This window comes from Enterobacter sp. JBIWA008 (genome assembly GCF_019968765.1).
In the GTDB taxonomy this organism is placed as follows: domain Bacteria; phylum Pseudomonadota; class Gammaproteobacteria; order Enterobacterales; family Enterobacteriaceae; genus Enterobacter.
The window spans coordinates 3,432,394-3,459,174 of the sequence record NZ_CP074149.1; the positions used below are offsets into that span (position 1 = coordinate 3,432,394).

A 26,781-nucleotide genomic window follows, 5' to 3' on the forward strand; every position below is an offset into this window, starting at 1 on the left:
TGTAAAAAAGCGCCCTAAAGGCGCTTTTTTACTATCTGCAGTTTGTCTACTTCCTTGCCGTCAACGTTGCAATCAACGTCTTCACCGCTGGAGTCGCCTGCTTCTCGTCATACACCACATACAAATCTGCCGGTATACGCTCTTTCAGCGGACGGAAAACCACGCCCGGCCACTGCATTTGCGCGTAGCTGTCTGCGGCGAGCGTAATCCCCATCCCCATGCTGATCATCGCCAACACCGTTTGCGGTTCAACGGCTTCGCGCACAATCATCGGCGATAAACCGGCCTGCTGGCAGACGCGATGTAAAAATGCCCAGTCAGAATGGGCCGACGGCATCGTGACAAAATACTCGTCCTGCAATTCTGCGAGCGAAATGGAAGATTCCCTGACCAGCCGATGATCTTCCGGCATCGCCACCAGAAAAGCCGCTTCACGCAACCGCAGGCTGGTAAACCCCGCTGTAGGTTCCGTGGCCATTCGCCAGATCCCGACATCCAGTTCCCGGCGCTCAAGCAGCGCCATCTGCATTACCGGTGATTTTTCGCGAAAAACGACATCAACATTCGGATGCTCTTTCAAAAAAATGCGCATGACCGTGCGCACTTCACTCCACATGGCGGTGCCCACAATCCCCAGCTCAATGCGCCCTGCCTCACCCCGGCCAATTTGCTCGACGCGAGCCAGAGCCTGGTTTGCACTGGCAAGCAGCCGGCGGGATTCTTCCATCAGCACTTTACCGGCATGCGTCAACGCGACGCTCCGCGAGTGACGAATAAACAGTAACGTGCCCAGCTGACTTTCCAGCTCTTTAATATGCAGGCTTAACGGCGGCTGAGACATATTGAGACGGGTCGCAGCCCGTCCAAAATGCAGTTCCTCCGCCACGGCCAGAAAATAGCGCAGCAGCTTGAGATCGGTCCGATAGACGCGTTCCATCAAAACATATCCTGGCGATAACACTTATGCGCTTACCTTAAAGCCTTTCAGCGTCCGAGGGGGAAATTTAGTGCGCAACTGTGCGCATCTCGCTGTTTTTACTGGTGTGGTGGTAGTTAAAGCTGAAGTAAAAGACTACCGCGAGCACCAGGGCATAGGCCGCAAACACCAGCCAGATCGTCTGCCAGTCTTTCATTCCGTCGACCGAGAAATAATCGACTGCCATACCGCTCAATACCGAACCGAAATACGCGCCGATACCATTAACGGTCGTCATAAACAACCCTTGTGCGCTGGCACGGATATCGGTGCTGACTTTCTGTTCAACAAATACCGAGCCCGAAATGTTGAAGAAGTCGAACGCGCAGCCGTAGACAATCATTGAGAACATGAGCAGCACAAATCCCGTCGCGGACGGATCGCCAAAGGCAAATAGCCCAAATCGTAGCATCCAGGCCACCATGCTCATCAGCATGACGGCTTTAATGCCAAATCGTCCGAGAAAGTACGGAATGGTCAGAATGAAGAACACCTCAGACATTTGCGAAACGGAGAGCAGAATGGACGGATATTTGACGATAAAGCTATCTGCATACGCCGGATTACGCGCAAAATCATGCAGGAAGGGGCTGCCAAATGTGTTGGTTATCTGCAGCACCGCGCCCAGCAGCATCGCGAATAAAAAGAATACCGCCATCCGGGGCTGTTTAAACAGAATAAACGCATTGAGGCCCAGCTTGCTTGCCAGAGACGGAGACGTTTTTGTCTTCGCAACCGGAATTGCCGGCAACGTCAGAGAATAGAGCGACAGCAGCAGGGAGGCGGCAGCCGCAATATAGAGCTGCACGTTGCTCAGCTCCGCCCCCATCAGGCTTATGGCCCACATCGCGGCAATAAAGCCCACGGTGCCATACACCCGCACTCGCGGAAAATGGCTCACCGTATCCAGCCCTGCCTGTTCAAGGCAGGAGTAGGAAATGGTGTTCGACAGCGCAATCGTGGGCATAAAGGCCATCGCATTCACCAGCATAACCCAGAACATCAGCCCGGGCTCATTGACCTGCGCGGCATAGCAGAGCGCGACGGCGCAGACGAGGTGGCAAATCACGTAGGCGCGGTCGGCCCGCAGCCACTTGTCGGCAATAATCCCCACCAGCGAAGGCATAACGATCGCGGCAAGTCCTTTGGAGCTGAACACCATGCCCACGTCGGAGCCGGTAAAGTGTAGGGTGTTAATCATGTAAGCGCCGAGGGTAACCAGCCAGCACCCCCAGATAAAATATTGCATAAAGGACATCAGCTTTAAGCGAGTCGTGATGTTCATAACCCATTCCTTATAGCAGCGTGGCCCTCACGGGCCACTTTATTGTTCTACTCAGGCAATATGGCGAAGAAAACCGCAGATAAGATTGATAAAGTTCTGGCGGGAAAGCTCAGCGGCAGCGAGGGTTTGTTCATGCGAGAGTTTGACATCGCCCAGACCTTCCGCGAGATTGGTGATTGCAGAAACGGCCACGACCTTCAGGCCGCAGTGACGCGCGGTAATCACTTCCGGCACCACGGACATCCCCACCACATCGCCGCCTATAATCTGCATCATGCGGATCTCGGCCGCCGTCTCGAAGTTCGGGCCGGGATAAGAGACAAAAACCCCTTCATGCAGCGGGAAGCCTTCTTTCGTTGCCACGGTTTGCAGAACGGCACGGTAATCCGCGTCGTAAGCATTGGCCAGAGAGAAGAAACGATCGCCAAAGCGCTCATCGTTCAGCCCCACCATCGGCGTGCCCGGCATGGTGTTGATATGGTCGCTCAGGGCAACCAGGCTTCCTGGCTGAACATCCGGACGCAGTGAGCCCGCCGCATTGGTGCTAAACAGCAGCTCGCACCCCAGCAGCTTAAAGGTGCGGATCGCATCGGTCATAATGGTCATCCCGCGCCCTTCATAGAAGTGGCCGCGCCCTTTCATACAGGCCACGGGAACACCAGCAAGATGACCCAACACCAGCTCACCAGCATGCCCGTGCACGGTGCTTACCGGAAAACCCGGCAGCTTTTCATAGCTGAGAGAGATAGCATCCTCAATTTGGTCGGCAAGTGCACCAAGGCCAGAACCGAGAATGAACGCAACGCGGGGAGTGAAATTGGGTTTGAACGCACGGATAATATCGGCACAGTATACTGGGTTATTCGAGACGGACATAAAGGCTCCTTGAGAACAAAGATTGCGATATCACAGATCGCATGACCTTAGTCTTATATCCGGTGCCTGCGGGTTATCACCAATACACTTTCACCACGCCAGCAATACTGATTTCATATCAATGTAACCCCCTGCCGGACATAGCAGTTTTCCTCAAGCTCCTACCGTTGGTGCCGATACCACTGTTTTATGGTAAGAGGAAAATCTATGTCGACGATTCAGGTAACAACCCCCTCAGTCCAAACCAGCAATAGCGGCAGTCACTCCGGCGGCAACGATATTGCTGCGCAAATCAGCCGCATTACGGAGCAGATCGCTAAGCTGACTCAGCAGCTAAAAGAGCTGCCAGAGAGTGCCGGTAGTCCAGAGGAGAAGAAAAAACAACAGGAGCTCATTCAGACGCAGCTTAAAGTACTGCAGACACAGCTTGCGCAGTTATTGCGCCAGCAAGCTGAAGAAGCCCAGAAGAAACAAGACCAGAAGCAGGGCAAAGTAGAAGGGGTGAACAACCCGTCAGATGAAAATCAGATCGATATCTACATCTGATAGTCTGTTGCGCTAAACAGTGGGTCGCGTATACGGGCTTCGGTTAATCTTTGCGCCTGGATACGCACCACTTCCCAGATAGCCTGTGCCGCACCCGAGAGTGAACGATTTTTTCGCCGCACCAGCATCAGCTTTCGCTCGACAACGGGCATCAATCGCTTAACGACCAGTCGATTTCCCTGCGGCAGGGGAAGCGCCAGGGCGGGCAACACGCTGATGCCAATGCCGGCTTCCACCATGGGAAACAGCGTCGCCGGGTGACCAATCTCCTGCACGATTGTTGCCTTTACGCCCTGATTCACCAGCGCGGAATCAATCAGCGGACGGCTGCCCGAGGCATAATCCTGTAAAACAAGGTTCGCGCCCTGCAGGGACTGCCAGCTGACCTCCGGCAACGTGGCTAGCGGATCGTCGTCACGACAGAGCAGCAAAAACGGCTCAGAAAGTACGCTTTCGCACGCCAGATCGCTCGCCTGGCCGGGATCGATAACAATACCAAAATCGACATCCCCCTGGCGGATGCTCTCCAGCACCCACTGTTGCGGCCTGTCATGCAGCACAAAATCAATGTCCGGGTAGAGATGGCTTCCCTCGGCAATACACTGAGGGATAAGGTGTGCGGATATCGTCTGGCTGGCCGCGACCCGCACGGTACCCGAAAGCTGCTGACCCAGCCTACCCACGTCTCTGAGCGTGCTGTTGAGCTCATCCAGCAACCGTTCAAGGCGCATAGCCAGCTGTTGTCCCGCTTCGGTCAGCACTACTTCACGCGTGGTGCGGTCAAGTAACCGGACGCCAGTCTGATTTTCCAGCTCTTTCACGCTGTGGCTGACCGCCGACTGGCTCAGGCCAATCATCTCTCCTGCCCGGCTAAAGCTGCGAGCCTGCGCGACAGTGACAAAAACACGAAGCTGACGTAATGAATAATTCATCTTTTTAATTCATGAATGGATGCAATAAATCAATTTTATTTCTCAAACGGAAAAAAGCACAATAGCGACATCTGTTTTCAGGAGTCATTATGAAACTATTTCGTATTGTTGATCCGTTTACGCTCACCCTGGTAGTTACCGTTTTACTGGCCTCTTTCTTCCCCGCTCGCGGCGGTTTCGTACCGTTTTTTGAAGGGCTGACGACGGCCGCTATCGCACTGCTGTTCTTTATGCACGGCGCAAAGCTCTCCCGTGAAGCCATTATCGCGGGCGGAAGCCACTGGCGACTGCACCTCTGGGTGATGTGCAGCACGTTCATTCTTTTCCCGATCCTCGGGGTGCTGTTTGCCTGGTGGGCACCGGTTAACGTCGACCCGGCCCTCTACACCGGTTTCCTGTATCTCTGTATTCTTCCGGCTACCGTACAGTCCGCCATTGCCTTTACCTCACTTGCGGGAGGAAACGTCGCAGCCGCGGTCTGCTCGGCATCGGCATCCAGCCTGCTGGGAATTTTCGTTTCCCCGCTGCTGGTGGGCCTGCTGATGAACATGCACGGCGCGGAAGGTAACCTTGAGCAGGTGGGCAAAATCTGTCTGCAGCTGCTGCTGCCGTTTGTGCTGGGGCATCTTTCCCGACCGTGGACCGGCGCGTTTGTGGCGAAGCATAAAAAATGGATTTCAAAAACCGACCAGACCTCGATTCTGCTGGTGGTTTACTCCGCCTTCAGTGAAGCAGTGGTAAATGGCATCTGGCACAAGGTGGGCGCAGGCTCGCTGCTGTTTATCGTGGTAGTCAGCATTGTCCTGCTGGCGATTGTAATAGCGGTAAACGTCTTTGTGGCACGCAAATGCGGCTTCAACAAAGCGGATGAAATTACGATTGTCTTCTGCGGTTCGAAGAAGAGCCTGGCGAACGGCATCCCGATGGCCAACATTCTGTTCCCGACCTCGGTGATTGGGATGATGGTGCTGCCGCTGATGATTTTCCATCAGATCCAGCTGATGGTCTGCGCAGTGCTGGCGCGTCGCTACAAGCGCCAGACCGAAAAGCTGGCGCAGGAAGAAACCCGCGCCGCGAAGGCTTAAGGACGTTTCAGGGGCTGCACCAGCTGGGTCAGCCCCTCGGTTTTGATCAGTAACGTGATAGCCATCAGCTCGCCCAGCCGCCCGGCCGGGAATTCATCCTTGCGGGCAAACCACAGCAGATACTCCTCCGGCAAATCAATCAGCCTGCGGCCCTTGTATTTACCGAACGGCATCTCCGTATTGGCGATCTCAACGAGCTGCTCTTTCTCCACGTTACTCTCCTAACAGGCGCATCATTTCCGCTTCGTCGATAACCGCAATGCCGAGCTCCTGGGCTTTTGCCAGCTTCGAACCCGCCGCTTCCCCGGCGATAACCAGGTCGGTTTTCTTCGACACGCTGCCCGCCACTTTTGCCCCCAGCGCCACCAGACGCGCTTTAGCATCGTCGCGTGAAAGCTGGCTCAGGCTACCGGTCAGGACTACCGTTTTACCGGCGAACGGGCTGTCGATCTCTTCGGCGTTAACCACCACCGGCGCGGACCACCTGATGCCCTCTTCCAGCAGCTTGCCAATGACTTCACGGTTGCTCTCTTCGGCGAAGAAGTTAAAGACGTGCGTGGCGACGACAATGCCGACATCCGGGACTTTCTGCAGTTCGTCGATGCTTGCCTTTTCCAGCGCCTCCAGCGTACCAAAATACGCCGCCAGGCCCGCGGCCGTCGCCTCACCCACTTCACGAATGCCCAGGGCGTAGAGGAAGCGGGCGAAGGTGGTCTCTTTGGCGGCTTCCAGCGCGTTAACCACATTCTGGGCCGACTTTGGCCCCATGCGATCCAGGCCGGTCAGTTTACCTGCCGTCAGCCTGAAGAGATCCGCTGGCGTGTGGACATACTCTTTCTCAACCAGCTGATCGATAATCTTGTCGCCCATGCCGTCGACGTCCATCGCCCGACGGGAGACGAAGTGCTTCAGCGACTCTTTGCGCTGCGCGCCACAGATTAAGCCCCCCGTACAGCGGGCCACCGCTTCACCTTCCACACGCTCAACGTCAGAGCCGCACACCGGGCAGTGGGTCGGGAAGACGATCTCGCACGTATCGGCAGGACGTTCTGACTCTACGACGTTAACCACCTGCGGAATAACGTCGCCCGCGCGGCGAATCACCACTTTGTCACCAATGCGCAGGCCCAGGCGTTCGATTTCATCGGCGTTATGCAGCGTGGCGTTACTCACCAGGACGCCCGCAACCTGCACTGGCTCCAGACGGGCGACCGGGGTGATAGCCCCCGTTCGCCCGACCTGGAACTCGACGTCGCGAACGAAGGTCATCTGCTCCTGAGCAGGGAACTTAAACGCCACTGCCCAGCGCGGCGCGCGCGCCACAAAGCCCAGTTGCTCCTGCAGCGCCAGTGAATTCACCTTGATGACGACGCCATCAATATCAAACCCGAGCGTTGGACGGTCCTCTTCCACCTTGTGGTAGAACGCCAGCACCGCTTCCGGCGAGTCGCAGAGCTGAACGCGGTTGCTCACCGGCAGGCCCCACGCTTTAAACTGCAGCAGACGCCCGAGGTGCGTGTCCGGCAGCTCGCCGCCCTCAAGAATACCGACACCGTAGCAGAAGAAAGTCAGCGGTCGCTTCGCGGTGATACGCGGATCAAGCTGGCGCAGAGAGCCTGCCGCCGCATTACGCGGGTTAGCAAATACCTTCCCGCCGGTGCGACGCGCCTCTTCGTTGATTTTCTCGAAGCCCGCCTGAGGCAGGAACACCTCGCCGCGCACTTCCAGACGCGCGGGAATGTTGTCACCCTGCAACTTCAGCGGGATCGCGCGGATGGTACGCACGTTGGTGGTGATGTCTTCTCCCGTCGTACCGTCGCCACGCGTCGCGGCACGCACCAGCACGCCATTTTCGTAGAGAAGACTGACCGCCAGGCCATCCAGCTTGAGCTCGCAGCACCAGGTGAGGGAGTCGCTGCTTTTCAGGCGATCCTGCACGCGCTTGTTAAACGCAAGAAAGCTCTCTTCATCGAAGACGTTATCCAGCGACAGCATCGGCACCTCATGGCGCACCTGGCTGAAAGCCCCCAAAGGCTCAGCGCCGACGCGCTGGGTAGGGGAATCCGGCGTGATGAGCTCCGGATGCTGCGCCTCTATTTCGCGCAGCTCGCGCATCAGGCGGTCATATTCCGCATCCGGTACTTCCGGCGCGTCCATAACATGATAGAGGTATTCATGATGGCGAAGCGTGGTTCGCAGTTCAGTGAGTTGTTGTTCGATTGAGTCCATATCACACCATCAATGAGAAAAAACCCCCGACAGGCGGGGGTTGAGGAGGAGTCGAAGTAAACGCGAGGATTACGCGTTCGCTTCCTTAACTTCGCGGATGCGGTCCTGATACTCACGCAGCTTCTGCGGGGTCATCATTCGACGCTGATCGTCGAGCACCACGCCACCGACTTCGTCAGCGATGTGCTGAGCGGACTGCAGCATCAGCTTAAAGTTTTGCAGTTCGTCGCCATAGGACGGCACCTGCATAAAGATAGTCACGCCTGGGGTCACGAAATCACCGGTCATTTCCGGATCAAAGGTGCCAGGATTAACCATGTTGGCCAGGCTGAACAACGCCGGACCGCTACCGTCAGGGCTCAGGTGGCGATGGAAGATGTTCATATCGCCAAACTTGAAGCCTGCCTGTTGAATACTGTTAAGCAGTACGTCACCGTTGAGATGGCTACCGTGATGCGCGGCCACGTTCATGATGATCACCGCTTCTTTGCGCTGCGGTTTTTCAACAACCGGCTCTGGCTCTACAACGGGCTCAGGCTCAACGTGCGGTGCCGGAGCGGGCTGAGGCGCAGGCTGCACGTGAACAGGCTGCTGCGGCTGTTGTACCGGCTGAGCAGGCTGTTGTTGCACGGGCTGCTGCACCGGTTGCTGTTGAACCGGCTGGGCAGGCTGCTGATAGACAGGCTGTTGCGGCGGCTGGCGCACCGGCTCTTCCACAGGCTGCGGCGCTGGCTGGCGCGGCTGTGCAGAAGCATACGGCGGTTGATACTGGTGCTGCGAAGGACGAGGCGCTTCATGCTCCCCATGGCCTGCGCCGGGCGCAGTATTGACCCGATGAACACGAACTTCACCCACGCCGTCGTCGTCGCTGCCGTCGATGTCAACTTCACCGTCATCGTCGTCACGACTGGACTTCATGCGCTTCAGTGGGCGATCGCGGAACATCGAGGAACGCTCTTTACGGCTGGTCCAAAAACCATGTACCAGTAAAGCGATTATGGCGATCGCGCCAACAATGATTAATATCAGACGCAAATCCTGCATCATTATATTCTCTGTTGTTCTAACACCTTGCCACCACGGCAAACATTTACTCACTAAGAGTATTTGCCGTTTACGTCAAGTGCAAGTGTGTGCAGAGCATTCACAGCATAAAGATGAAGGAAATCGTGCTTTTTGCTGGTTTTTCGAACATTTCCGAACTGGTCATTGCTACGTAAGTGGATAATATAGGCGGGCAATTCCACTGGTTGTGTAAAAAGGAGTACAGCCTGGCTATGGTTTCAACATCTTCTTCTCCCTCGCGTAGCGGCGTCTGGTATTTTTCACAGGGCTGGAAACTGGTCTCCCTGCCGGGGATTCGACGCTTCGTGATTCTGCCGCTGTTGATCAACATTATTCTGATGGGTGGCGCGTTCTGGTGGCTGTTCACAAAGCTGGAGAGCTGGATACCGTCGCTGATGAGCTACGTGCCGGACTGGCTGCAGTGGCTTAACTACCTGCTCTGGCCGTTGGCGGTGATCTCCGTACTGCTGGTGTTTGGGTATTTCTTTTCGACGATTGCCAACTGGATAGCCGCACCGTTTAACGGCCTGCTGGCGGAACAGCTGGAAGCGCGACTTACCGGCGCAACACCGCCCGACACGGGAGTGCTGGGGATCATGAAAGACCTGCCACGCATCATGAAGCGGGAGTGGCAGAAGTTTGCCTGGTACCTGCCCCGCGCGATTGTGCTGCTTATCCTCTATTTTGTGCCAGGCATTGGCCAGACGGTGGCACCTGTGCTGTGGTTCCTGTTCAGCGCCTGGATGCTGGCCATCCAGTACTGCGATTACCCGTTCGATAACCACAAGGTGCCGTTTAAAGAGATGCGTACGGCCCTGCGCAGCCAGAAGGTCGCCAATATGCAGTTTGGCGCGCTGACCAGCCTGTTCACCATGATTCCCTTCCTGAATCTGTTCATCATGCCCGTCGCCGTCTGCGGCGCGACGGCAATGTGGGTCGACTGCTACCGTGCTAAGCACGCGTTATGGAAATAATGCAAAAATGTGTAAAGCAGGGGTGGCTTATGCTGCCCCTTATTCCATACTGATCCCCATTATTTCCTTGCAGTATATAGATATGCGAATTCCTTACTTCCCCCTACCTGCTCAACAGGTATGCTGGGTCGGTATCCCAATTTCATACAGTTAAGGACAGGCCATGAGTAAGATTTATGAAGACAACTCGCTGACTATCGGTCATACGCCCCTGGTTCGACTGAACCGTATCGGTAATGGACGCATTCTGGCGAAGGTCGAATCACGTAACCCGAGCTTCAGCGTAAAATGCCGCATCGGTGCAAACATGATTTGGGATGCTGAAAAACGTGGCGTACTGAAGCCTGGCGTTGAGCTGGTGGAACCGACCAGCGGTAACACCGGTATCGCTCTGGCCTATGTTGCCGCCGCGCGTGGCTACAAGCTGACGCTGACTATGCCAGAAACCATGAGCATCGAGCGTCGTAAGCTGCTCAAAGCGCTGGGCGCAAACCTGGTGCTGACCGAAGGCGCGAAGGGCATGAAGGGTGCCATTCAGAAAGCCGAAGAGATTGTGGCCAGCGATCCGGCGAAATATCTGCTGCTGCAGCAGTTCAGCAACCCTGCTAACCCGGAAATTCACGAGAAGACCACCGGTCCGGAAATCTGGGAAGATACCGACGGCCAGGTTGACGTCTTCATCTCCGGCGTGGGTACCGGCGGTACGCTGACCGGCGTGTCACGCTATATTAAAGGCACAAAGGGTAAAAAAGACCTGATCACCGTTGCCGTTGAGCCGACTGACTCACCGGTTATCACCCAGGCACTGGCGGGTGAAGAGCTCAAACCAGGCCCGCATAAAATCCAGGGGATTGGTGCAGGCTTCATTCCGGGCAACCTGGATCTGAAGCTGATCGATAAAGTGGTGACCATCACTAACGAAGAAGCCATATCTACCGCGCGTCGCCTGATGGATGAAGAAGGCATTCTGGCGGGTATCTCTTCCGGTGCGGCCGTTGCGGCAGCACTCAAGCTTCAGGAAGATGAAGCCTTTACCAATAAGAACATTGTGGTTATCCTCCCTTCCTCGGGCGAGCGTTACTTGAGCACCGCACTGTTTGCCGATCTGTTTACCGAAAAAGAGCTGCAACAGTAGTGCCAGCATGTTAATAACGCGTAAAAAAGCACCTTTTCAGGTGCTTTTTTGTGGCCTGCTTCAAACTTTTGCCCCTCCTGGCATTGCTTCACCCCGTTGGGTCTGGTATTTAAACCAGCAATTATTTTGATGCGTGAAATTAATCGGTGAATGAAATAGCCTTGCTGAATCGATTTTATGATTTGGTTCAAGTCTTGCTTTCACTGCATAATGTTTAATGACGATCGAAACGTCAGCGCTAACAATACAGGCTAAAGTTCAGTCGCCAGGCTAGACTTTAGTTCCACAACACTAAACCTATAAGTTGGGGAAATACAATGTTCCAGCAAGAAGTTACCATTACCGCTCCGAACGGTCTGCACACCCGCCCTGCTGCTCAGTTTGTTAAAGAAGCAAAAGGCTTCACTTCTGAAATCACTGTGACTTCCAACGGCAAAAGCGCGAGCGCAAAAAGCCTGTTCAAACTGCAGACTCTGGGCCTGACTCAGGGCACCGTTGTCACCATCTCTGCAGAAGGTGAAGACGAGCAGAAAGCAGTTGAGCATCTGGTAAAACTGATGGCTGAGCTCGAGTAAGTTTCCGGGTTCTTTTAAATATCAGTCACAAGTAAGGTAGGGTTATGATTTCAGGCATTTTAGCATCCCCGGGTATCGCTTTCGGCAAAGCACTGCTGCTGAAAGAAGACGAGATCGTCATCGACCGGAAAAAAATTTCTGCCGACAAGGTTGATCAGGAAGTTGAACGTTTTCTGAGCGGTCGTGCCAAGGCATCTGCGCAACTGGAAGCAATCAAAACTAAAGCTGGCGAAACTTTCGGTGAAGAAAAAGAAGCCATCTTCGAAGGGCACATCATGCTGCTCGAAGATGAGGAGCTGGAGCAGGAAATCATAGCCCTGATTAAAGATAAAGGCATGACGGCCGACGCGGCTGCGCATGAAGTTATCGAAGGTCAGGCAACTGCCCTGGAAGAACTGGATGATGAATACCTGAAAGAGCGTGCGGCTGACGTACGTGACATCGGTAAGCGCCTGCTGCGCAACATCCTGGGTCTGGCCATCATCGACCTGAGCGCGATTCAGGATGAAGTCATCCTGGTTGCCGCTGACCTCACCCCGTCTGAAACCGCACAGCTGAACCTGAAAAAGGTCCTCGGTTTCATCACCGACGCGGGTGGCCGTACCTCCCACACCTCTATCATGGCGCGTTCTCTGGAACTGCCTGCCATCGTGGGTACCGGTAGCATCACCTCTCAGGTGAAAAACGGCGACTATCTGATTCTGGATGCCGTAAACAATCTGGTTTACGTCAACCCAACCAATGAAGAGATCGATAAACTGCGCGCGGTTCAGGAGCAGGTTGCGACTGAAAAAGCGGAACTCGCTAAGCTGAAAGACCTGCCAGCCATTACCCTGGACGGCCATCAGGTAGAAGTGTGCGCAAACATCGGTACCGTCCGCGACGTTGATGGCGCTGAGCGCAACGGTGCAGAAGGCGTAGGTCTCTATCGTACAGAATTCCTGTTCATGGACCGCGACGCGCTGCCAACGGAAGAAGAGCAGTTTGCTGCTTATAAAGCCGTGGCTGAAGCGTGTGGATCACAGGCGGTTATCGTCCGTACCATGGACATCGGTGGTGACAAAGAGCTGCCGTACATGAACTTCCCGAAAGAAGAGAACCCGTTCCTGGGCTGGCGTGCAATCCGTATCGCGATGGATCGTAAAGAGATCCTGCGCGATCAGGTTCGCGCGATCCTGCGTGCGTCTGCTTTCGGTAAACTGCGCATTATGTTCCCGATGATCATCTCTGTTGAAGAAGTGCGTGCACTGAAGAAAGAGATCGAAATCTACAAACAGGAACTTAGGCTCGAAGGTAAAGCGTTTGACGAGTCAATCGAGATCGGCGTAATGGTGGAAACGCCGGCGGCCGCGACCATTGCGCGTCATTTAGCCAAAGAAGTTGATTTCTTTAGTATCGGTACCAATGATTTAACGCAGTACACCCTGGCAGTTGACCGTGGTAATGATATGATTTCACATCTCTACCAGCCAATGTCACCGTCCGTACTGAACTTGATCAAGCAAGTTATTGATGCTTCTCATGCAGAAGGTAAATGGACTGGCATGTGTGGTGAGCTTGCAGGCGACGAACGTGCTACACTTCTGTTGCTGGGTATGGGTCTGGACGAATTCTCTATGAGCGCCATTTCCATCCCGCGCATTAAGAAGATTATCCGTAACACGAACTTCGAAGATGCGAAGGTGTTAGCAGAGCAGGCTCTTGCTCAACCGACAACGGACGAGTTAATGACGCTGGTTAACAAGTTCATTGAAGAAAAAACAATCTGCTAATCCACGAGATGCGGCCCAAATTACTGCTTAGGAGAAGATCATGGGTTTGTTCGATAAACTGAAATCTCTGGTTTCTGATGATAAGAAAGACTCCGGAACTATTGAGATTGTTGCTCCGCTCTCCGGCGAGATCGTCAACATCGAAGACGTGCCGGATGTAGTGTTTGCTGAGAAAATCGTTGGTGATGGCATTGCTATCAAACCAACTGGCAACAAAATGGTTGCTCCAGTTGACGGCACCATCGGTAAAATTTTTGAAACCAACCATGCGTTCTCTATCGAATCTGATAGCGGTATCGAACTGTTCGTTCACTTCGGTATCGACACCGTTGAACTGAAAGGTGAAGGCTTCAAACGTATCGCGGAAGAAGGCCAGCGTGTTAAAGTTGGCGACCCGGTGATTGAATTCGATCTGCCACTGCTGGAAGAAAAAGCCAAGTCTACTCTGACGCCGGTTGTTATCTCCAACATGGACGAAATCAAAGAACTGATCAAACTGTCTGGCAGCGTCACCGTGGGTGAAACCCCGGTTATCCGCATCAAGAAGTAATTCTTGCCGCACAGAAAAATGGCGCCTTCGGGCGCCATTTTTGTTTATGCGGGGAGGATAAGCTCGTCGTAGCCTTTCGACTGGGTGTAGAGCATTACGTCAGTCACACGATCGCCCGCCATGCGAATGGCATCGGAAACGGTTTTCCCCTCAACAATTCCGCTCACCAGTTCTGAACAAAACAGGTCACCCGTCCCTTTCAGATCGGTTTCAACGCGCGGATGCGCGCTGACGGACACGCCCTCATTCGTCACCAGCACCACGTGGATGTTTTCCGGGCCGTCAGCGACCGGCGCGCTGGTGATCGCCACCCATTTCAGGCTGTCGGAGAGCAGTCCCTGCGCCGCCGCGATGGCGCTTTCCGGCGTGCGGCACGGTTTGCCGCTCAACACTTCCAGCTCATAGACGTTTGGCGTGATCCCCTGCGCCAGCGGCAGCAGATGCTCCCGATACGCTTGTGGAATATCGGGCTTCACGTACATCCCGCTGTCAATATCGCCGATTACCGGGTCGACCAGCACCAGCAGGTCAGGATGCTGCGCTTTGACCGCCTTCAGCCATTGAGCCAGCAGGACGATCTGACTGGCGCTGCCCATATAGCCGGTGGTGACCGCTTTAAGCTCGCGCAGGATCTCGCGCTCTTCCAGTGCCTTAAGATAGCCGCTGAACCACTCGTCGGGGATCACCCCACCATAAAACGTGTCGTAATGCGGCGTGTTGCTGAACAGTACCGTCGGCACGGCGGTAACGTTCAGCCTGTGGGTACGAATATTCGGTACCGCAATGCTGTTCCCTACGCTGCCGTACACCACCTGCGACTGCACCGCGACAATGTCGGTTTGCTGCGCCCGGGTATTATCCCGGAATAGAATCATCTCCATGACGCTTAAATCCCCGCCCCCTGCGAATAACTCTCTTCACCAAAGACGCCGGTAGACAGATAGCGATCGCCGCGATCGCAAATAATCGCTACCACCACAGCGCCCGGGTTTGCCTGCGCCACCCGAATCGCACCCGCAACCGCGCCGCCCGAGCTGACGCCGCAGAAGATACCTTCGCGCACGGCAAGCTCACGCATGGTATTTTCCGCCTCGCGCTGGTGAAGATCCAGTACCTGGTCCACAAGCTGCGCATTAAAGATGCCGGGCATATACTCCACCGGCCAGCGGCGAATGCCCGGAATGCTGCTCCCCTCTTCCGGCTGCAGGCCCACAATGGTGACGGCTTTATCCTGCTCGCGCAAAAAACGCGACACGCCGGTAATGGTGCCGGTGGTGCCCATGCTGGAGACAAAATGGGTGATACGCCCGTCGGTTTGCTGCCAGATTTCCGGGCCGGTGGTGGTGTAGTGCGCGTAGGGGTTGTCCGGATTGTTAAACTGATCCAGCAGCTTGCCTTCACCGCGCCCGGCCATTTCTAACGCCAGGTCGCGCGCGCCTTCCATCCCCTGCTCTTTGGTCACCAGAATCAGTTCGGCCCCGTAGGCACGCATCGCGGCGCGGCGCTCCTGGCTCATGTTATCCGGCATCAGCAGCTTCATGCGGTAGCCTTTCAGCGCTGCAATCATCGCCAGCGCGATACCGGTGTTGCCGCTGGTGGCCTCAATCAGCACGTCGCCCGGCTTTATTTCACCGCGTTTTTCGGCCTGGACAATCATCGACAGCGCCGCACGGTCCTTCACCGAACCCGCCGGGTTATTGCCTTCGAGTTTGACCCAGATTTCGCTGCCGTTATCAGGCTCCATGCGCTGAAGCTTGACCAGAGGAGTGTTGCCGATGGTGTGTTCGAGTGTATTCACGATTTTTACTCAATAAAAAAGCCGGGGCGCGCGCAGCGATCCCGGCCTACAAGACGCAGTGATAACTGTAGGCCCGGTCAGCGCAGCGCCACCGGGCGATAAACATCCTAATAACCTATCAGGCTGACTCCGCCAGAGCAATATCCTCGCGCGTCTCGATGCGCTCCTTCCCGTGATAAATCCGGGCATGCTGCAAACCAACAAACAGGCGCTCACCCCGGTGCGGCGGCACGTCGTCGCGCATGACCACGGTCAGCGGCTCGGTGTACCAGCCCAGCGGCTGTACCACCAATTGGGTGTAGTGACCTTTAGGACTAGCTTCCAGCACCTGCACCGGCAGCGGTGAATCCAGGCTGGTTCGGCGGCTCACGTCCACTTCCCACGGACGCAGGAACAGATCGACCGGCCCCTGATGCGCGGAGGTATAGCCCAGCGGCCAGCGGTGCGCGCCAACGTGGAACTGTCCGCCGCGAATGGTGCCCTGCAAACGGTTTACCTCGCCCATAAACTCCAGCACGAAGCGGGTCGCCGGTTCACGCCAGAGCTGCTCCGGTTCGTCAACCTGCTCAATGTTGCCCTGACTCATGACCACCACGCGGTCCGCGACTTCCATCGCCTCTTCCTGATCGTGGGTCACGAAGACGCTGGTGAATTTCAGCTCTTCATGGAGCTGACGCAGCCAGCGGCGCAGCTCTTTACGCACCTGTGCATCCAGCGCGCCGAAGGGTTCATCCAGCAGCAGAATTTGCGGCTCAACGGCCAGCGCGCGCGCCAGCGCCACGCGCTGTTTCTGCCCGCCGGACAGCTGGGCCGGGAAACGATCCGCCAGATGAGCCAGCTGCACCATCTCCAGCAGTTTTGTCACCTTCGCCTTAATGGTTACCGCATCCGGGCGCTCGCGACGCGGCAGCACGGTGAGGCCAAACGCGATGTTGTCGAACACGGTCATGTGGCGGAACAGCGCGTAATGCTGGAACACAAAACCCACTTTACGATCGCGGGCGTGCAGGCGGCTCACGTCGGTGCCGTGAAAGCGGATGTGCCCGCTGGTCTGATGCTCAAGCCCGGCGATAATACGCAGCAGCGTGGTTTTACCCGAACCAGACGGCCCCAGCAGCGCCACCATTTGTCCGGAAGGGATATCCAGCGAGATATCATTCAGCACCTGGGTGCGACCAAAAGACTTCTTAATATTGGCAATCTCAATGCTCATGATTTCCCTCCTGATGCTGACGTTTTTCCTGATTTTCTAAACGCCACTGCACCACACTCTTCAAAAACAGGGTCAAGATGGCCATCAGCGTCAGCAACGCTGCGGCAGTAAACGAGCCGATGGTGTTGTAGTCCTGCTGCAGCAATTCAATCTGTAGCGGCAGCGACAGGGTTTCACCGCGAATCGACCCAGAAACAACGGAAACGGCACCGAACTCACCAATCGCGCGGGCGTTGGTCAGCACCACGCCGTAAAGCAACGCCCAGCGGATGTTCGGCAGCGTCACGCGGCGGAACATCTGCCAGCCTGACGCGCCCAGCAGCACCGCCGCTTCGTCTTCGTTGCTGCCCTGGCTTAGCATCACGGGTACCAGCTCGCGCACCACGAACGGACAGGTCACGAAGATAGTGACCAGCACCATGCCCGGCCAGGCGAACATGATCTGCAGGTTATGCTCATCCAGCCAGCCGCCCAATGGGCCGTTGGAGCCGTAAAAGAGCAGGTACACCAGACCCGCCACCACCGGCGATACGGCGAAAGGAATGTCCAGCAGGGTCAGCAGCAGCTGACGTCCCGGGAAGTTAAAGCGCGTCACCAGCCACGCCAAAAGGGTACCGAACACCAGATTCACCGGCACGGTGATCAATGCAATCAGCACGGTCAGCCAGATTGCATGGAGCATATCCGGGTTCGCCAGGTTTTCCAGCGCTGGCATCAGCCCCTTGCTAAATGCCTGAACGAAGATATAAATCGTCGGCACGACGAGAATGAGGGCGGAAACCAGCACGCCCGCCCCAATCAGAAACCATTTACCCCAGTTGATGCGGGGTGCATCGTATCGCTTCAATTGCGTAACTTCCGCCATCAGTGACCTACCACGCGTCGACCAAAGCGACTTTGCAGAGTGTTAATCGAGTACAGCAGCAGCAGCGAGGCCGCGAGGATCACCGACGCAATCGCGCTCGCCGCCGGATAATCAAACTCCTGCAGGCGAATGAAAATCATCAGCGAGGTCACTTCCGTTTTCCAGGCGATGTTCCCGGCGATAAATATCACCGCGCCGAACTCTCCGAGGCTGCGGGTAAACGACAGCGCAACGCCCGCCATCAGCGCCGGAGACAGCTCCGGCAGAACCACCTTGCGGAAGCTCTGCCAGCGCGTGGCGCCCAGCGTTTCCGCCGCTTCTTCGTATTCAGGACCCAACTCTTCCAGCACCGGCTGCACCGTACGCACGACGAACGGGATGCTGGTAAAGGCCATCGCCACCGCGATACCGAGCCATGTGTAGGTCACTTTGATGTCAAATTTCGCCAGCCACTCACCGTACAGCCCGTTCACGGAGAAGAGCGACGCGAGGGTTAAGCCCGCCACAGCAGTCGGTAGCGCAAACGGCAGATCCATCAGGGCGTCAAGCAGCGTGCGGCCCGGGAAGCGATAGCGGGTTAAGATCCACGCCATCAGCAGGCCAAACACGCCGTTAAAAATGGAGGCGACAAATGCCGAAAGCAGCGTCACCTTATAGGCCGCCACCACCTGCGGGTTGGTGACCACGTCCCAGTACTGCGACCAGCTCATCTGAGCAAGCTGCATCACCAGCGCGCTGAGCGGCAACAGCAGGATCAGGCAGACGAACAGCAGGCTGGTACCGAGGCTTAAGGTAAAGCCCGGCAGCACGCGTTTTGTCGAGACTGCAAACATTACTTGTGCCCCGCCGCCAGCAGTTTGTCTAACTCACCGCCGCTGGCAAAATGCGTTTTCATCACATCAGGCCAGGAGCCGAAATGATCTTCCACGCGGAACAGCGCGGTCTGCGGGAATTTATCTTTCAGTTTGTTCATCACGTCCGGGTTATTCACGCGGTAGTAGTAATCGGTAATGATGGTCTGCGCCTGCGGCCTGTACAGGTAGTTGAGATAGGCTTTTGCCGCTTTCTCGGTACCGTTTGCCTGCACGTTTTTATCCACCCACGCCACCGGGAATTCGGCCAGAATGTTGGTTTTCGGGATAACGACCTCGAAGCCCTGCGCTTCGTACTGCTTGCGGATGTTATTCACTTCCGATTCAAAGCTGATCAGCACATCGCCGAGACCGCGCTCCGCGAAGGTCGTGGTCGCCCCGCGGCCGCCGGTATCAAACACTTCGACGTTTTTCAGAAACTGGGTCATGAACTGCTCGGTTTTGGCTTTATCGTTACCGTCAGCCTTGTCCGCCGCGCCCCACGCGGCTAAATAGGTATAACGCGCATTACCTGAAGTTTTTGGGTTCGGGAAAATCAGCTTCACGTCGGAACGCACCAGGTCGCTCCAGTCGTGGATATTCTTCGGGTTGCCCTTACGCACCAGGAAGCCCATGGTGGAATAGAAAGGGGAGCTATTGTTCGGCAGTCGGCTCTGCCAGTCCGCCGGGATCAGCTTGCCTTTGTCGTGCAGGATCTGCACGTCAGTCACCTGATTGTAGGTCACTACGTCCGCCTTCAGCCCCTGAAGAATGGCAAGCGCCTGCCTGGACGACCCGGCGTGGGACTGCTTAATAGTCAGCTTGTCGCCGTTATTGTCTTTCGCCCACTGCTGTTCGAACGGTGGATTAAGGGCGGCAAACAGCTCGCGGGAAACGTCATACGAACTGTTCAACAGTTCAGTCGCCTGCGCCTGTGCCACCAGCAGTAAACCTGCCAGCGCCAGAGTTCCTTTTTTCAGTACAGTAACGGCCATTGCGCACCCTTATAAATGTGATGACTATCTTATAGTCATAATATTTATAACGGGGATGAAAGGAGTAACGGTTTTATATACCGTTTGGTGATTTAGAAGCAGAAAAGGGAATAAGGCATTAATCCCCTCTCCCCTTTGGGGAAAGGGGCAGGGTGAGGGTCATTACAGCGCCAGCAAACGCTCCACGGACGGCGCGAAGTAGTAGCCGCCGGTCACCGGTTTGGTGAAGCGCAGCATGGCGTCACGCTTGCCGTCGGTATCGCCAAACATGCTCAGCAGCTGCTGCTCAATGTTATACAGGCGCGCGCAGTAAGCGCAGAAGTAAAGGCCGTGCGTGCCGCTTGCCGTACCGTAAGGCAGGCTCTGGCGAACAATCTTCAGCCCTTTGCCGTCTTCCTTGAGGTCAACGCGGGTCAGGTGAGAGGTCACAGGGCGGTCGTCGCCGTCGATCTCTTCGTTGGCTTCTTTAGTACGACCAATCATCATCTCCTGGTCGTGCACGCTCATGCGGTTAAGCTGCTTGAGGTTGTGCTCCCAGCGCTGAACGAACACGTAGCTGCCGCCCGCGTCCACGCCGTCTTTAATCACCGCCACGTCGCGACGCGTCTCTTCCCCTGCCGGGTTTTCCGTTCCGTCGACGAAGCCGCTCAGATCGCGCTCTTCCACCCAGCGGAAGCCGTGTACCTCTTCCTGCACCTCAATGCTGTCGCCAAAGGCCGCCACCGCCGCCTGCGCAACCGAGAAGTTAACGTCGTGACGCAGAGAGAGGATGTGGATCAGCACGTCGTATTGGGTCGCCGGCGCCAGACCCTTGCCGTAGGGGATAAAGTCCTTCAGCTCTTCCGCCCCTTCGCCGCCGCTCAGCTGACGCCAGACGTTATTGCCAAAGGCAACAACGGCGCCGAGGTGGGCTTCCGGGAATTTGGCCTGGAAGGTGGCCAGCTTATCAACAAACGCTTTACTGGCCGCACGCAGGGCATCCACGTCCCCTTTAACATTGGCTTCAATCCAAATCGCCGCGCGGCAATGTTCTGGCAAAATGCCACTCTGAACCTGAGACATCGCTCCTCCTGAAATAAAGATGCCACGTCAGCGTGGCATTGATGGCCGGTATTATACCCGGATTTCAGCGAGGCGGTTTGTTCAGGCGCAAATTACTGCTTCCAGAGTATTTTGCTCACCTTCCAGCTCTTGAGCGTGTCGTCAGACGGCATCAGTCCTTCCGGGCCACTCCAGGTTCCGGTGAAAACATAGCTGATGTGCTGGCTGCCTTCAGCCTTACATTCCACCGCGACCTTGTCGTCAGACGGCACGCTGGCGCAGTTGCCAAAAGCCTGCTTATAAAGTTCGCTAAACGGCGTACCCACCTTCACACCGCTCGCCGTCGGAATATCTTCATCCATCACGGCAATTCGGTTTACCGTGCCTTTGTCACCGTTGATCACCAGCGCCAGCTTATCGCCCTTCAGCGCTTCGTAATAGCGAACAATATTGCCATTCTCCGTTTTCATGCCGTTGCGCAGGCGGTAATCGCTGCTGAGCGCATCCTGAATGGCGTCCTGATCCAGCGCCGTCGCGGCGGTAATTTTCCCCACGCCCTGCTCGGTCACTTCCGTTGATGAGCCAAACCAGTTCCACGGATAGGCGGCGGACCAGTTAATGGAGGAGAGCGTCGAACAGCCGGTCAACGCCAGCGGGAGAGCGCATAAAAGTAAACGCAGCGATTTCATTGAAACGTCCTTTCTTGTTAAATCAACGCTTGTTGGAGTGCGACTTCGGCAAAAAGTGCCGGATTAATCATCCTGATGCGCAAAACAGGCGCGAAGACGCGGGTTGGTCAGCAGCCACATCAGCGCCACAATATCGGCAATCACCAGCGCAATGCCGATCCCCGACAGTGGTTCACCGTACCACCAGAGTACCGGCTGCCAGAAGAGCAGCGCAATCTGGGCGAGGATCAGCAGCCAGCGAAGCGCGCGCCACAAACGCGGGATCGCATGTCGACGGCCGCTGCACATGAAAGCCACCACCGCCGGTACGCCCGGTAATAAGCCAAGCCAGAAGGCATCGCGATCGGGATAAAAGAGATTCAGCAGCGTGTCGCCCTGCCCGCGCGACGCGGCGGCCATCACAAAGAGCACCCAGGTTCGGGCCTGGAGCAGAAGGACGCACCAGAATAAAAAGGGCAGCCTGACGCGCCCCTGTTCGTCATAGTCTGCCGGATGGATCTCAGTACTCTTCATCTTCGATCAGACGCTTTCCCAGATTCAGCACGTCTGAATGCTCGTAGCCCAGACGCTCATACATGCCCAGCACCACGTCGTTATCTTCCCGCACCATGATCTGGATTTTCGGGCAGCCGCGGGCGATCAGCTTCTTCTCGAGCCGGTTAAGCAGCGCATTGGCAATGCCGCGGCCACGGTATTCGGGGTGGACGCCCAGATAATAGGCCGAGCCGCGGTGGCCGTCATAACCGCCCATGACCGTCCCCACAACCTCGCCATTGACTTCCGCGACCAGAAACAGACTGACGTCGTGATTCACCTTACGTTCGATATCCATTTCCGGATCGTTCCACGGACGCAGCAGATCGCAGCGCTCCCAAAGGGTGATCACCTCTTCGAAATCTTCCTGGCGAAAAACGCGTATCTCCATGGTATTAACCGCCTTTTCGGGTTTAAAAACAGTGATTATGGCGCGAAGCTCGCCTTTCGCCAATAACCGGGGAAAATCTCGCCAAAATTTGGCATAATGTCACTTTGTCACGTATTGAAATGAAAAGTAAAACAATTCTCAATATGGACTGTCGTAACGGGAAACACGATACGATATAACACCAGGACCCCATTTTTTAGTATTCAGGCCGCATGAGCACATTCAAACCATTAAAAGCACTCACATCGCGTCGTCAGGTTCTCAAAGCGGGGCTGGCGGCCTTAACGTTAACGGGCATCGCAAAGCAGGCTCAGGCCAAAGACGAGAGCACGCTCAAAACCAGTAACGGACACAGCAAACCGAAAACCAAAAAGCCGGGCGCGAAGCGTCTGGTGATGCTCGACCCGGGTCACGGCGGTATTGATACCGGCGCCATCGGCAAAAACGGGTCGAAAGAAAAACACGTCGTGCTGGCGATTGCAAAAAATGTGCGGGCGATTTTACGCAGTAACGGCATTGACGCCCGTCTGACGCGCTCTGGCGATACCTTTATTCCGCTGTATGACCGCGTAGAGATCGCCCACCAGCACGGTGCGGATCTGTTTATGTCGATTCACGCAGACGGCTTTACCAACCCATCTGCCGCCGGTGCATCGGTGTTTGCGCTTTCTAACCGCGGCGCCAGTAGCGCCATGGCGAAATACCTCTCCGACCGCGAAAACCGGGCGGATGAAGTCGCCGGGAAAAAAGCCACCGACAAAGACCACCTGCTACAGCAGGTGCTGTTCGACCTCGTGCAGACGGATACGATCAAAAACAGCCTGACGCTCGGCTCGCATATTCTGAAGAAGATTAAGCCGGTGCACCGTCTGCACAGCAAAGGCACCGAGCAGGCGGCGTTCGTGGTGCTGAAGTCACCGTCCATCCCGTCCGTGCTGGTGGAAACGTCATTTATTACCAACCCGGAAGAAGAGCGGCTCCTCGGCACCACGGCGTTTCGTCAGAAGATCGCCAACGCCATCGCCTCCGGCATTATCAGTTATTTCAACTGGTTCGATAACCAAAAAGCGCACTCCAGGAAACGTTGATGAAACCCGATGCTCAACTGGTCAAAACCTTCCTGCTGCAGCTGCAGGATGAGATCTGCCAGAAACTGGCTGCCGCAGACGGCGGTGAATTTCAGGAAGATAGCTGGCAGCGCGAGGCCGGGGGCGGCGGGCGAAGCCGCGTGCTGCGAAACGGCAGCATCTTCGAACAGGCCGGGGTGAATTTTTCTCACGTTCACGGAGACGCAATGCCCGCGTCTGCGACGGCACATCGTCCTGAGCTGGCGGGCCGCAGCTTCGAGGCGATGGGCGTCTCTCTGGTGGTGCATCCGCACAACCCGTTTGTGCCGACCAGCCACGCCAACGTGCGCTTTTTCATTGCGGAAAAGCCGGGCGCCGATCCGGTCTGGTGGTTTGGCGGCGGTTTCGACTTAACGCCCTACTACGGCTTCGAAGAGGATGCCGTGCACTGGCACACCACCGCGCGGGATCTTTGTCTGCCGTTTGGTGAAGACGTCTACCCGAAATTTAAAAAGTGGTGCGATGACTACTTTTACCTGAAGCACCGCGACGAGCAGCGCGGCATCGGCGGGCTGTTCTTTGACGATCTCAACACGCCAGATTTTGATACCGCGTTCAGCTTTATGCGCGCGGTGGGCGAAGGGTATACCGATGCCTATCTGCCCATCGTCGAGCGCCGTAAAAACACCGACTATGGCGTACGCGAGCGTGAGTTCCAGCTTTACCGCCGCGGACGCTACGTGGAGTTCAACCTGGTGTGGGATCGCGGGACGCTGTTCGGCCTGCAGACCGGCGGGCGCACGGAGTCGATTCTGATGTCGATGCCGCCGCTGGTTCGCTGGGAGTACTGCTACGAGCCAAAAGAAGGCAGCCCGGAGGCTGCCTTAAAAGCGTTTATTCAGGTTCGGGAGTGGGTATAACTCTTATTCCTCACCCCGGCCCTCTCCCAAAGGGAGAGGGTTAGGGTGAGAGTAAAAATTACAGCGGCTGCGTCTGCGCCTCAACCACCGCCAGCGCCACCATATTCACGATACGGCGCACAGAGGCAATCGGCGTTAACACATGCACCGGTTTCGCCACGCCCATCAGCACCGGTCCTACGGTCACCCCTTCAGAGCTGGAGACGCGCAGCAGGTTATAGCTGATACGCGCCGCTTCCACGTTCGGCATAATAAGTATGTTGGCCGATCCCTTCAGCGGGCTGTCCGGCATACGTTCGTTACGGATGCTCTCCACCAGCGCGGCATCGCCGTGCATTTCCCCGTCAATCATCAGCTCCGGTGCACGCTCGCGCACCAGCTCCAGCGTCTGACGCATTTTGCAGGCGGCCGCGGATTTAGACGAACCAAAGTTAGAGTGCGACAGCAGCGCCACCTTCGGCTCGATACCAAAGCGGCGCACGGTCTCGGCGGCCATCACGGTGATCTCCGCCAGCTCATCAGGGGTCGGATCGTCGTTAACGTAGGTATCCGCAATAAAGGTGTTGCCGCTTGGCAGCAGCAGGGCGTTCATCGCCCCGGCGGTGTGGACGCCGTCGCGATAGCCGAAGATCTCCTGCACCACGCTAAAGTGCTCGTGGTAATCGCCGATGGTGCCGCAGATCAGCGCATCCGCCTCGCCGCGATGAACCATGATCGCGCCGATCACCGTCGTGTTGCTGATCACGGCTTTCTGCGCCTGCTCCTGGGTGATCCCCCGGCGCTTCATGATCGCGTAGTATTCGCTCCAGTACTCTTTGAAACGCGGATCGGATTCGTTGTTGACGATCTCGAAGTCGACGCCCGGCTTAATCTGCAGGCCCAGCTTCTGGATACGCATCTCAATCACGCTCGGACGACCAATCAGGATCGGTTTCGCCAGGCCTAAGGTGATCAGCTCCTGGGTGGCGTGTAGCACGCGCGCCTCTTCCCCTTCCGCCAGCACCACGCGCTTCGCGTCGGCGCGCGCCTGAGAGAAGATCGGCTTCATAAACAGGTTAGTTTTGTAGACAAACTCGGTGAGCTTATCGACGTACGCGTCGAAGTCGTGAATCGGACGCGTCGCTACGCCGGAGTCCATCGCCGCTTTGGCCACCGCTGGCGCAATTTTGACAATCAGACGCGGGTCGAACGGTTTTGGAATAATGTAGTCCGGGCCGAAGCTCAGATCCTGATCGCCGTACGCAGACGCAACCACTTCGCTCTGCTCGGCGTGCGCCAGCTCCGCGATGGCGTGAACGGCGGCAAGCTTCATCTCTTCGTTGATCGCCGTTGCGCCGACGTCCAGCGCACCGCGGAAGATGAACGGGAAGCAGAGCACGTTGTTGACCTGGTTCGGGTAGTCCGAACGACCGGTACAGATAATGGCGTCTTCACGCACCGCTTTCGCCAGCGGCGGCAGGATTTCCGGCTCAGGGTTCGCCAGGGCCAGGATCATTGGCGCCCGCGCCATCTTCTTCACCATCTCCTGGGTCAACACTTTCGGACCCGAGCAGCCGAGGAAGATATCCGCGCCGTCGATCACCTCGTCGAGGGTGCGTTTACCGTCGTCTTCCACCGCATACGCCGCTTTGGTTTCCGCCATGTTCGGCTCGCGGTCTTTATAGATAACGCCTTTGGAATCGCAGACCACAATGTTGTGTTTCTGCATACCCAGCGCCACTAGCAGGTTCATACAGGCGATGGCCGCGGCACCTGCGCCAGAGACCACCATGCGCACGTCGGAGAGATTTTTCTCTACCACGCGCAGGCCGTTGAGAATCGCGGCGGTGCTGATAATCGCGGTCCCGTGCTGGTCATCATGGAACACGGGAATGTTCATACGCTCGCGCAGCTTCTGCTCGATATAGAAACATTCCGGCGCTTTGATGTCTTCCAGGTTGATCCCGCCGAAGGTCGGCTCCAGCGCGGCCACCACGTTGATGAATTTGTCAGGATCGAGTTCATCCACCTCGATATCGAACACATCGATACCGGCGAATTTTTTGAACAGCACCCCCTTCCCTTCCATCACCGGCTTACCGGCCAGCGCGCCGATATTGCCAAGCCCCAGCACCGCCGTGCCGTTAGAGATCACGGCGACAAGATTGCCGCGCGCGGTATATTTGTAGGCCGCCAGCGGGTCTTTTTCGATTTCCAGACAAGGTGCAGCCACGCCCGGCGAATAGGCCAGCGCCAGATCGCGCTGGGTTGCCAGCGGCTTGGTTGGGGAGACCTGGATTTTGCCCGGGACAGGGAACTCGTGAAAATCGAGGGCACTCTGTTTCAACTGCTCATCCATCTTATTTTTCCTTTCACGTATCGGTCAAAAGGGTGACGTAAGCGATCCTGATGCACACCCTGGTGTGCCGTCTAGTATC

General features: G+C 56.2%; 27 protein-coding genes. 9 read left to right on the plus strand and 18 right to left on the minus strand.

Annotated elements, in window-relative coordinates; translation table 11 throughout:
* Positions 1-46 precede the first annotated feature (46 nt).
* The 3 genes from KGP24_RS16470 to xapA form a co-directional block, all read right to left on the minus strand.
* Positions 47-937, minus strand: a complete 891-nt coding sequence (locus KGP24_RS16470) for a LysR family transcriptional regulator (protein WP_223561152.1) — start codon at positions 935-937, stop codon at positions 47-49.
* Between the two features lie 67 nt (positions 938-1,004).
* A complete protein-coding gene (locus KGP24_RS16475; RefSeq protein WP_223561153.1) occupies positions 1,005-2,261 on the minus strand; it encodes a nucleoside permease in 1,257 nt (418 codons plus the stop codon).
* A gap of 51 nt (positions 2,262-2,312) precedes the next feature.
* Positions 2,313-3,137 (minus strand): xanthosine phosphorylase, encoded by an 825-nt coding sequence (xapA, locus tag KGP24_RS16480; protein ID WP_223561154.1) that lies wholly within the window; start codon positions 3,135-3,137, stop codon positions 2,313-2,315.
* A 207-nt stretch (positions 3,138-3,344) separates the two neighbouring features.
* Here xapA and KGP24_RS16485 point away from each other — a divergent pair, with 207 nt between their 5' ends.
* Positions 3,345-3,683, plus strand: coding sequence for a FlxA-like family protein (locus tag KGP24_RS16485; protein ID WP_223561155.1), 339 nt, complete (start codon positions 3,345-3,347; stop codon positions 3,681-3,683).
* Here KGP24_RS16485 and KGP24_RS16490 read toward each other — a convergent pair.
* Positions 3,674-4,615 (minus strand): LysR family transcriptional regulator, encoded by a 942-nt coding sequence (locus KGP24_RS16490; protein WP_223561156.1) that lies wholly within the window; start codon positions 4,613-4,615, stop codon positions 3,674-3,676. The two genes, KGP24_RS16485 and KGP24_RS16490, sit on opposite strands and share 10 nt — an antisense overlap.
* Before the next feature lie 89 nt (positions 4,616-4,704).
* Between KGP24_RS16490 and KGP24_RS16495 the strand changes: the two genes are divergently transcribed.
* A complete protein-coding gene (locus KGP24_RS16495; protein WP_111965206.1) occupies positions 4,705-5,700 on the plus strand; it encodes a bile acid:sodium symporter family protein in 996 nt (331 codons plus the stop codon).
* Here KGP24_RS16495 and KGP24_RS16500 read toward each other — a convergent pair.
* The 3 genes from KGP24_RS16500 to zipA all read right to left on the minus strand — a co-directional run bounded on the left by KGP24_RS16500 (position 5,697) and on the right by zipA (position 8,976).
* The gene (locus KGP24_RS16500) at positions 5,697-5,912 is read right to left on the minus strand and encodes a DUF3820 family protein (protein WP_003861328.1); all 216 of its coding nucleotides are present in this window, start codon (positions 5,910-5,912) and stop codon (positions 5,697-5,699) included. The two genes, KGP24_RS16495 and KGP24_RS16500, sit on opposite strands and share 4 nt — an antisense overlap.
* Before the next feature lies 1 nt (position 5,913).
* Positions 5,914-7,929, minus strand: coding sequence for an NAD-dependent DNA ligase LigA (gene ligA / locus KGP24_RS16505; RefSeq protein ID WP_223561157.1), 2,016 nt, complete (start codon positions 7,927-7,929; stop codon positions 5,914-5,916).
* A gap of 69 nt (positions 7,930-7,998) precedes the next feature.
* Positions 7,999-8,976, minus strand: a complete 978-nt coding sequence (gene zipA, locus KGP24_RS16510) for a cell division protein ZipA (RefSeq protein ID WP_223561158.1) — start codon at positions 8,974-8,976, stop codon at positions 7,999-8,001.
* 230 nt (positions 8,977-9,206) lie between these two features.
* On the opposite strand from zipA, the gene cysZ reads away from it, so the two are divergent.
* The 5 genes from cysZ to crr all read left to right on the plus strand — a co-directional run bounded on the left by cysZ (position 9,207) and on the right by crr (position 14,000).
* Complete coding sequence (cysZ, locus tag KGP24_RS16515; RefSeq protein ID WP_223561159.1) at positions 9,207-9,968, plus strand: sulfate transporter CysZ; 762 nt, start codon at positions 9,207-9,209, stop codon at positions 9,966-9,968.
* A gap of 163 nt (positions 9,969-10,131) precedes the next feature.
* Positions 10,132-11,103, plus strand: a complete 972-nt coding sequence (gene cysK / locus KGP24_RS16520; RefSeq protein ID WP_014884739.1) for a cysteine synthase A — start codon at positions 10,132-10,134, stop codon at positions 11,101-11,103.
* Between the two features lie 317 nt (positions 11,104-11,420).
* On the plus strand, positions 11,421-11,678 hold the full coding sequence (gene ptsH, locus KGP24_RS16525) for a phosphocarrier protein Hpr (protein WP_000487600.1): 258 nt from the start codon (positions 11,421-11,423) through the stop codon (positions 11,676-11,678).
* Positions 11,679-11,722: 44 nt separating this feature from the next.
* Positions 11,723-13,450, plus strand: coding sequence for a phosphoenolpyruvate-protein phosphotransferase PtsI (ptsI, locus tag KGP24_RS16530; protein ID WP_223561160.1), 1,728 nt, complete (start codon positions 11,723-11,725; stop codon positions 13,448-13,450).
* Positions 13,451-13,490: 40 nt separating this feature from the next.
* The gene (gene crr / locus KGP24_RS16535) at positions 13,491-14,000 is read left to right on the plus strand and encodes a PTS glucose transporter subunit IIA (RefSeq protein WP_003861316.1); all 510 of its coding nucleotides are present in this window, start codon (positions 13,491-13,493) and stop codon (positions 13,998-14,000) included.
* Positions 14,001-14,044: 44 nt separating this feature from the next.
* Here crr and pdxK read toward each other — a convergent pair whose 3' ends face one another.
* The 10 genes from pdxK to KGP24_RS16585 form a co-directional block, all read right to left on the minus strand.
* Positions 14,045-14,881: a pyridoxine/pyridoxal/pyridoxamine kinase gene (gene pdxK, locus KGP24_RS16540; RefSeq protein ID WP_223561161.1), complete on the minus strand. Its 837-nt coding sequence runs from the start codon at positions 14,879-14,881 to the stop codon at positions 14,045-14,047.
* A 5-nt stretch (positions 14,882-14,886) separates the two neighbouring features.
* On the minus strand, positions 14,887-15,798 hold the full coding sequence (gene cysM / locus KGP24_RS16545) for a cysteine synthase CysM (RefSeq protein WP_223561162.1): 912 nt from the start codon (positions 15,796-15,798) through the stop codon (positions 14,887-14,889).
* A gap of 118 nt (positions 15,799-15,916) precedes the next feature.
* Complete coding sequence (gene cysA / locus KGP24_RS16550; protein WP_223561163.1) at positions 15,917-17,011, minus strand: sulfate/thiosulfate ABC transporter ATP-binding protein CysA; 1,095 nt, start codon at positions 17,009-17,011, stop codon at positions 15,917-15,919.
* A complete protein-coding gene (cysW, locus tag KGP24_RS16555; protein ID WP_028016163.1) occupies positions 17,001-17,876 on the minus strand; it encodes a sulfate/thiosulfate ABC transporter permease CysW in 876 nt (291 codons plus the stop codon). Before cysW ends, cysA begins: the two co-directional genes overlap by 11 nt.
* The gene (gene cysT / locus KGP24_RS16560) at positions 17,876-18,709 is read right to left on the minus strand and encodes a sulfate/thiosulfate ABC transporter permease CysT (RefSeq protein WP_223561164.1); all 834 of its coding nucleotides are present in this window, start codon (positions 18,707-18,709) and stop codon (positions 17,876-17,878) included. Before cysT ends, cysW begins: the two co-directional genes overlap by 1 nt.
* On the minus strand, positions 18,709-19,722 hold the full coding sequence (locus KGP24_RS16565) for a sulfate ABC transporter substrate-binding protein (RefSeq protein ID WP_223561165.1): 1,014 nt from the start codon (positions 19,720-19,722) through the stop codon (positions 18,709-18,711). Before KGP24_RS16565 ends, cysT begins: the two co-directional genes overlap by 1 nt.
* Before the next feature lie 162 nt (positions 19,723-19,884).
* Positions 19,885-20,784, minus strand: coding sequence for a Dyp-type peroxidase (locus KGP24_RS16570; RefSeq protein ID WP_045355354.1), 900 nt, complete (start codon positions 20,782-20,784; stop codon positions 19,885-19,887).
* Between the two features lie 92 nt (positions 20,785-20,876).
* Positions 20,877-21,452: an RpoE-regulated lipoprotein gene (locus tag KGP24_RS16575; protein WP_223561166.1), complete on the minus strand. Its 576-nt coding sequence runs from the start codon at positions 21,450-21,452 to the stop codon at positions 20,877-20,879.
* Between the two features lie 63 nt (positions 21,453-21,515).
* Positions 21,516-21,965 (minus strand): DUF2919 domain-containing protein, encoded by a 450-nt coding sequence (locus KGP24_RS16580; protein ID WP_223561167.1) that lies wholly within the window; start codon positions 21,963-21,965, stop codon positions 21,516-21,518.
* Positions 21,952-22,377, minus strand: a complete 426-nt coding sequence (locus KGP24_RS16585) for a GNAT family acetyltransferase (protein ID WP_014884750.1) — start codon at positions 22,375-22,377, stop codon at positions 21,952-21,954. The genes KGP24_RS16580 and KGP24_RS16585 overlap by 14 nt, the downstream gene beginning before the upstream one ends.
* Positions 22,378-22,589: 212 nt before the next feature.
* Between KGP24_RS16585 and amiA the strand changes: the two genes are divergently transcribed.
* Complete coding sequence (amiA, locus tag KGP24_RS16590) at positions 22,590-23,465, plus strand: N-acetylmuramoyl-L-alanine amidase AmiA (protein ID WP_023308739.1); 876 nt, start codon at positions 22,590-22,592, stop codon at positions 23,463-23,465.
* Entirely contained in the window at positions 23,465-24,364 is a 900-nt protein-coding gene (hemF, locus tag KGP24_RS16595) for an oxygen-dependent coproporphyrinogen oxidase (RefSeq protein ID WP_223561168.1), read from the plus strand. The genes amiA and hemF overlap by 1 nt, the downstream gene beginning before the upstream one ends.
* A gap of 58 nt (positions 24,365-24,422) precedes the next feature.
* On the opposite strand, the gene maeB is transcribed toward hemF, so the two are convergent.
* Complete coding sequence (gene maeB / locus KGP24_RS16600; RefSeq protein ID WP_223561169.1) at positions 24,423-26,702, minus strand: NADP-dependent oxaloacetate-decarboxylating malate dehydrogenase; 2,280 nt, start codon at positions 26,700-26,702, stop codon at positions 24,423-24,425.
* Between the last annotated feature and the right edge of the window lie 79 nt (positions 26,703-26,781).

Bases quoted from the DNA above. Each gene is read 5' to 3' on its own strand.
- KGP24_RS16470 (WP_223561152.1), bottom strand. From the start codon at position 937: ATGGAACGCGTCTATCGGACCGATCTCAAGCTGCTGCGCTATTTTCTG.
- KGP24_RS16475 (WP_223561153.1), bottom strand. From the start codon at position 2,261: ATGAACATCACGACTCGCTTAAAGCTGATGTCCTTTATGCAATATTTT.
- xapA (WP_223561154.1), bottom strand. From the start codon at position 3,137: ATGTCCGTCTCGAATAACCCAGTATACTGTGCCGATATTATCCGTGCG.
- KGP24_RS16485 (WP_223561155.1), top strand. From the start codon at position 3,345: ATGTCGACGATTCAGGTAACAACCCCCTCAGTCCAAACCAGCAATAGC.
- KGP24_RS16490 (WP_223561156.1), bottom strand. From the start codon at position 4,615: ATGAATTATTCATTACGTCAGCTTCGTGTTTTTGTCACTGTCGCGCAG.
- KGP24_RS16495 (WP_111965206.1), top strand. From the start codon at position 4,705: ATGAAACTATTTCGTATTGTTGATCCGTTTACGCTCACCCTGGTAGTT.
- ligA (WP_223561157.1), bottom strand. From the start codon at position 7,929: ATGGACTCAATCGAACAACAACTCACTGAACTGCGAACCACGCTTCGC.
- zipA (WP_223561158.1), bottom strand. From the start codon at position 8,976: ATGATGCAGGATTTGCGTCTGATATTAATCATTGTTGGCGCGATCGCC.
- cysZ (WP_223561159.1), top strand. From the start codon at position 9,207: ATGGTTTCAACATCTTCTTCTCCCTCGCGTAGCGGCGTCTGGTATTTT.
- cysK (WP_014884739.1), top strand. From the start codon at position 10,132: ATGAGTAAGATTTATGAAGACAACTCGCTGACTATCGGTCATACGCCC.
- ptsH (WP_000487600.1), top strand. From the start codon at position 11,421: ATGTTCCAGCAAGAAGTTACCATTACCGCTCCGAACGGTCTGCACACC.
- ptsI (WP_223561160.1), top strand. From the start codon at position 11,723: ATGATTTCAGGCATTTTAGCATCCCCGGGTATCGCTTTCGGCAAAGCA.
- crr (WP_003861316.1), top strand. From the start codon at position 13,491: ATGGGTTTGTTCGATAAACTGAAATCTCTGGTTTCTGATGATAAGAAA.
- pdxK (WP_223561161.1), bottom strand. From the start codon at position 14,881: ATGGAGATGATTCTATTCCGGGATAATACCCGGGCGCAGCAAACCGAC.
- cysA (WP_223561163.1), bottom strand. From the start codon at position 17,011: ATGAGCATTGAGATTGCCAATATTAAGAAGTCTTTTGGTCGCACCCAG.
- cysW (WP_028016163.1), bottom strand. From the start codon at position 17,876: ATGGCGGAAGTTACGCAATTGAAGCGATACGATGCACCCCGCATCAAC.
- cysT (WP_223561164.1), bottom strand. From the start codon at position 18,709: ATGTTTGCAGTCTCGACAAAACGCGTGCTGCCGGGCTTTACCTTAAGC.
- KGP24_RS16565 (WP_223561165.1), bottom strand. From the start codon at position 19,722: ATGGCCGTTACTGTACTGAAAAAAGGAACTCTGGCGCTGGCAGGTTTA.
- KGP24_RS16570 (WP_045355354.1), bottom strand. From the start codon at position 20,784: ATGTCTCAGGTTCAGAGTGGCATTTTGCCAGAACATTGCCGCGCGGCG.
- KGP24_RS16575 (WP_223561166.1), bottom strand. From the start codon at position 21,452: ATGAAATCGCTGCGTTTACTTTTATGCGCTCTCCCGCTGGCGTTGACC.
- KGP24_RS16580 (WP_223561167.1), bottom strand. From the start codon at position 21,965: ATGAAGAGTACTGAGATCCATCCGGCAGACTATGACGAACAGGGGCGC.
- KGP24_RS16585 (WP_014884750.1), bottom strand. From the start codon at position 22,377: ATGGAGATACGCGTTTTTCGCCAGGAAGATTTCGAAGAGGTGATCACC.
- amiA (WP_023308739.1), top strand. From the start codon at position 22,590: ATGAGCACATTCAAACCATTAAAAGCACTCACATCGCGTCGTCAGGTT.
- hemF (WP_223561168.1), top strand. From the start codon at position 23,465: ATGAAACCCGATGCTCAACTGGTCAAAACCTTCCTGCTGCAGCTGCAG.
- maeB (WP_223561169.1), bottom strand. From the start codon at position 26,702: ATGGATGAGCAGTTGAAACAGAGTGCCCTCGATTTTCACGAGTTCCCT.